This is a genomic window from [Scytonema hofmanni] UTEX 2349, from assembly GCF_000582685.1.
Taxonomy (GTDB): domain Bacteria; phylum Cyanobacteriota; class Cyanobacteriia; order Cyanobacteriales; family Nostocaceae; genus Hassallia; species Hassallia hofmanni.
The window spans coordinates 1842289-1846386 of record NZ_KK073768.1 but is presented as its reverse complement, the minus strand read 5'-3'; the positions used below and the strand labels follow the sequence as shown (position 1 = coordinate 1846386).

Annotated in this window: 6 protein-coding genes; 4 read left to right on the top strand and 2 right to left on the bottom strand. The window is 40.8% G+C overall.

What is annotated here, in order from left to right; translation table 11 throughout:
* Positions 1 to 292: 292 nt before the first annotated feature.
* Positions 293 to 700, bottom strand: coding sequence for a DUF1636 domain-containing protein (locus TOL9009_RS0113360; RefSeq protein ID WP_029633256.1), 408 nt, complete (start codon positions 698 to 700; stop codon positions 293 to 295).
* A 41-nt stretch (positions 701 to 741) separates the two neighbouring features.
* Between TOL9009_RS0113360 and TOL9009_RS0113350 the strand changes: the two genes are divergently transcribed.
* A complete protein-coding gene (locus TOL9009_RS0113350; RefSeq protein WP_144238225.1) occupies positions 742 to 1023 on the top strand; it encodes a hypothetical protein in 282 nt (93 codons plus the stop codon).
* Between the two features lie 351 nt (positions 1024 to 1374).
* Here the strand turns inward: TOL9009_RS0113350 and TOL9009_RS0113345 are convergent, their stop codons facing one another.
* On the bottom strand, positions 1375 to 1977 hold the full coding sequence (locus TOL9009_RS0113345; protein WP_084763361.1) for an HD domain-containing protein: 603 nt from the start codon (positions 1975 to 1977) through the stop codon (positions 1375 to 1377).
* A gap of 172 nt (positions 1978 to 2149) precedes the next feature.
* Between TOL9009_RS0113345 and TOL9009_RS42575 the strand changes: the two genes are divergently transcribed.
* The 3 genes from TOL9009_RS42575 to TOL9009_RS47250 form a co-directional block, all read left to right on the top strand.
* Entirely contained in the window at positions 2150 to 3550 is a 1401-nt protein-coding gene (locus tag TOL9009_RS42575) for a CHAT domain-containing protein (RefSeq protein WP_063628686.1), read from the top strand.
* 32 nt (positions 3551 to 3582) lie between these two features.
* Positions 3583 to 3696, top strand: coding sequence for a zinc-ribbon domain-containing protein (locus TOL9009_RS50515; protein ID WP_084763206.1), 114 nt, complete (start codon positions 3583 to 3585; stop codon positions 3694 to 3696).
* Between the two features lie 150 nt (positions 3697 to 3846).
* The coding region (locus TOL9009_RS47250; RefSeq protein WP_029633253.1) for a hypothetical protein at positions 3847 to 4098 on the top strand (252 nt) is incomplete at its 3' end.

Below are 4098 nucleotides of genomic sequence, written 5' to 3'. Positions count from 1 at the left end.
TTAAGGGAAATTGTAGGTTGGGTTGAACGAAGTGAAACCCAACAAAGCCTTGGAAATGTTGGGTTTCGTTCCTCAACCCAACCTACAAATTTTTGTTTTTTTAGCTTAACCGAACCGTATTGCCACTGCTACGTCTTTGTCAAGTATACAATACACATCAGGTTGAAAAACAATGTAGCAGGTTACGACGGAACGTCTTTTTTGGAGATGTCTATTAGATGTGGGTATCAAAAAAAGACGTAGCAGTGCTACGTCTCTACATTCTTTTTTGGAAATATTGAGTATGCTTGCTTTAATTTAATTCGGCTGGGTAAGATGAAGGAGAAGGAATCCTTGCCAAAATTCCTTTTTTCAGTGGCACCGGTCTTTCTGCCCAAGGCAACAATCCCTCAGTATGATTATAATACTTAGTGGCACACTCCAGGACATTCGCCATTTCGGAAGTTGATAAATCTGGGGAAATATCACCAAATAAATAAGTGCATTTGCCGTTTGCGACAAAGGAAATAGTACATGCGCGATCGCAAGCACTCATGCATTCTACAGGCTGAATCGGAAATTCTTCATGCAATTCCCAGTCTTGGTGCAGTTCTTGCAACTGCTTGAATAACTTATCACCACCACTTTCACCTACTCGCTTTCCATCTTTCCAGACACTTGAGCAAGTAGTACAAACAAACAAAGCATGTTGAGTTTTCATCTATAATGCGATCGCTTTTTTAAATTTGCCAATACCCTGCAATGCGATTGTATCGGGTGACAATGCCATTGTATCGGGTGACAATGCGATTGGATCGCGATCCAATGCCATTGCATCAAGTCACAATGCCATTGTATCGAGTGACAATGCGATTGGATCGCGATTCAATGCCATTGCATCGAGTCACAATGCGATTGGATTGCGATCCAATGCCATTGCATCGAGTGACAATGCCATTGCATCGACCTGCATTTAAAAACGCGCTTGTTTTTACCGAAAAATTGGGTTTAAAGCCCCGTCGTTCTACGATGGCTTTGAATTAATTAGTGTACCAATATACTATAGTAATGATAGTGGAAAGGTAATCAACCACTTAAAAAACCTAGCTGTCGAAAGACAAAGCACTGAACCTTGATAATTGAATCTATGCGGTTCTACTGCATTGTTCTAGTTTCCACCTAGCAGTAGGTAAAAGATTCATTGGGGCTAGACGACTCAGAATTTTGGAACAAATTGTTTCAAGTAAAACAGGACTTGCAGCAATGCAACTACCGAGGGGCACTCGGAAAGTTAACGCTTGGGGAGAATCCCACCTCTGGTCTAGATAACGCAAGGACTCTAGGTTAAGTGGTTTCGTTGAACCAAGAATCCCCGTCGATTTATCGCGGGGAGTGTCAATTTGCAGGAGTCTCTTGGAGATAACCCGCCATAACACAATCGTCAATTAGTTGCTGAATAAAGAACCAAAGTTCAGGCGTCCCTGTTTCTACTGGTGCCATCCGTTTCATTACTTTATCGCGTGTAATGCCATGAATGCGCCAAGTACCACCCTGAGTTTGTTGGTTGTGTAGCATTGGTTGTATGCGGTCTAAAGCTGCGGCAAACTTAGCTGTAGGCGTTTTTCGTGCTTCAAACTCTTCCCAAAGCGATCGCATTTCTTCTGCCTGCTCGACTGGCAAAAGTCCAAATAACCGCAATGCTGCTTGAGCTTCCTTTGCTGCCTTATCTTCGTTTGCCTGCACATCATAGCAGAAAGTGTCACCCGCATCAATTTCTACTAAGTCGTGAATCAGCAGCATTTTAATAGCGCGTAGTTGATCGACTCCTGACGGTGCATATTCTGCTAATACTATTGCCATCAGCGCCAAATGCCAAGAGTGTTCCGCACTATTTTCCCTGCGTGAAGCGTCAGTTAACAGCGTTTGACGCAAAATTAACTTTAGCTTGTCGATTTCGATGATGAATTGAATTTGTTGAGTCAGTCGGTTGGTTTGCACTTCCATCTTTGGGAATTAATTTAAGATTAAATTAATTAAACTATGTCGTCCTTCCTCCGGAATTTTTGGTATGTCAAGTGTATCCAACTATATCAAAGGATTTTAGATAAAACCCTTATCAAGTGGGATTTTCAGTCTCAATATATTTTCAGAAATAAAATTGGAGTCCTATATGAATGATAGTACTGCTCTAAAATCAATCTTGTTAATGGCTGCAAACCCTAAAAGAGCTAAGAGTTTACGTCTGCAAGAAGAGGAGCGGGAAATAAAAGAGCAATTACGTCTAGCAGGGTACGGAAAAACACCTATAAATTCAACAGGGGCAACCCGACCGAGAGACATCCGGCAGGCAATGTTGGATTTTAAGCCGCAGATTGTACATTTTAGTGGTCATGGGGCTGAAGAAGACGGTTTAGTTTTTGAAGATGTTACAGGACAGGAGAAATTAGTTAGCTCACAAGCCTTAGCAGACCTATTTAGATTATTCTCTAATCGAGTGGAATGTGTTGTTTTGAATGCGTGCTACTCAAAATTTCAGGCTGAAGCGATCGCACGACACGTTAATTACGTTGTTGGCATGAGCAAAGCAATTGGCGATCGCGCTGCCATCGAATTTGCTATTGGCTTTTATTCCGCTCTCGGTGCTGAAGAATCGATTGAGTTTGCTTACGAGCTAGGTTGCAATGCAATTCAACTAGAGGGAATTCTAGAGCATTTAACGCCAGTTCTTTACATAAAAGGGAAACTATTCCAGCTTCATCAGGACAATAGTGAGCTACAAAATGAAGAGAGTTTGTTTGGGAAGAATCAAAAGACTGATGATTTAAGCTCAACAACCCAGCAAGCTCCCTCCGATAAATTAACTGATTCTCAGCGAAGAAGATTGAAAGTGCAAAGAGACACTCTTCAGATCGATTGGGACTTGAGACAGGAGAAGTTAAAGCAGCTACGACAGTCTTCAGCTATTGAGGCAAGTGCTGCTATTAGATTTCAGTTACAACAGCAAATTCAGGCTGAAGAAACACAACTTTTACAGTTGAATGATGAATTAGATAAGATCGAGCAAATTTTACATCATGGTGAATCATCGTTTGAAGAAAAGCGAGATACCACAAGGGGACAATTTGATATATCAACACTTCAAACAAGTTCAGTTCTAGCCGCTCAACAAAATATTGAAACACAACGACTATCTAGCAAAGATGAAATTATATACGATCTGATTAACAAACTATTTGATGCATTATGTAGTCCTAATCTTGAAGTAGGAATGCAGAAATTTGAGGCGATCGCTCATAAATCCTTATTTCAAAATGGACACATTGATCCAGCTTTTAGTAAAAACAGTTTGAGTGTGGCATTTAAAAACGTAAACTTATACAAACGTCCTATTGAAATTATTGACACTCAGCCTACAGGACGAACAAAACTCGGCTTAAGAGCAGATAAGGAAGATGGCAAAGAAGAAAAATATGCAATTGCTCGTTATGACAACTTTAAAGGGCTGTATCATGTTCGCATCTTTTTTCCTGCCGATGATAGAGCCGCTAAAATATCAGGTTTAAGCTTGTGAAATAATCAACTTTCATTTAGTAACAATCCATTATGAAATGTCCTCAATGTCAAACTGAAAACCGAGATGATTCACGATTTTGTATCAATTGTGGCAACTCTCTGAGTGTTGATGTCTCTTTAGATGACGGAACTCGTACACCGTAACCGTTCAGGGGGGTAACGAGAGAATAAGAGTTACAGGCGATTTAATTGGTTGATCTAGCTACGTCGTGGGCTCCTCAAATTTAGTAACAATTGTTGGGGTTGTCAGGCGATCGTCAATTAGGGAGACCAAAATCTGGTAATGTGAAATTTATGGAACAAAAGCACCTATCCTACATCGAGCAGATACCCCGTGTTGATTGGGAAAAAACTCCAGCCAGCGTCCAAAAACTGGTAGAGGGGATGGGGCAGCAAATCGAAAGCTTAGAAAAACAATTAGCAGAAGTCCTGACAATCCAGCAACAGCTATTAGAGAAAGCTAATCGTACATCTCAAAATTCATCATCACCTCCTAGTGCAGACCCGCCAGGATTTGGGAAAAAGCAGGAGAAAAAGAAAAGTAAC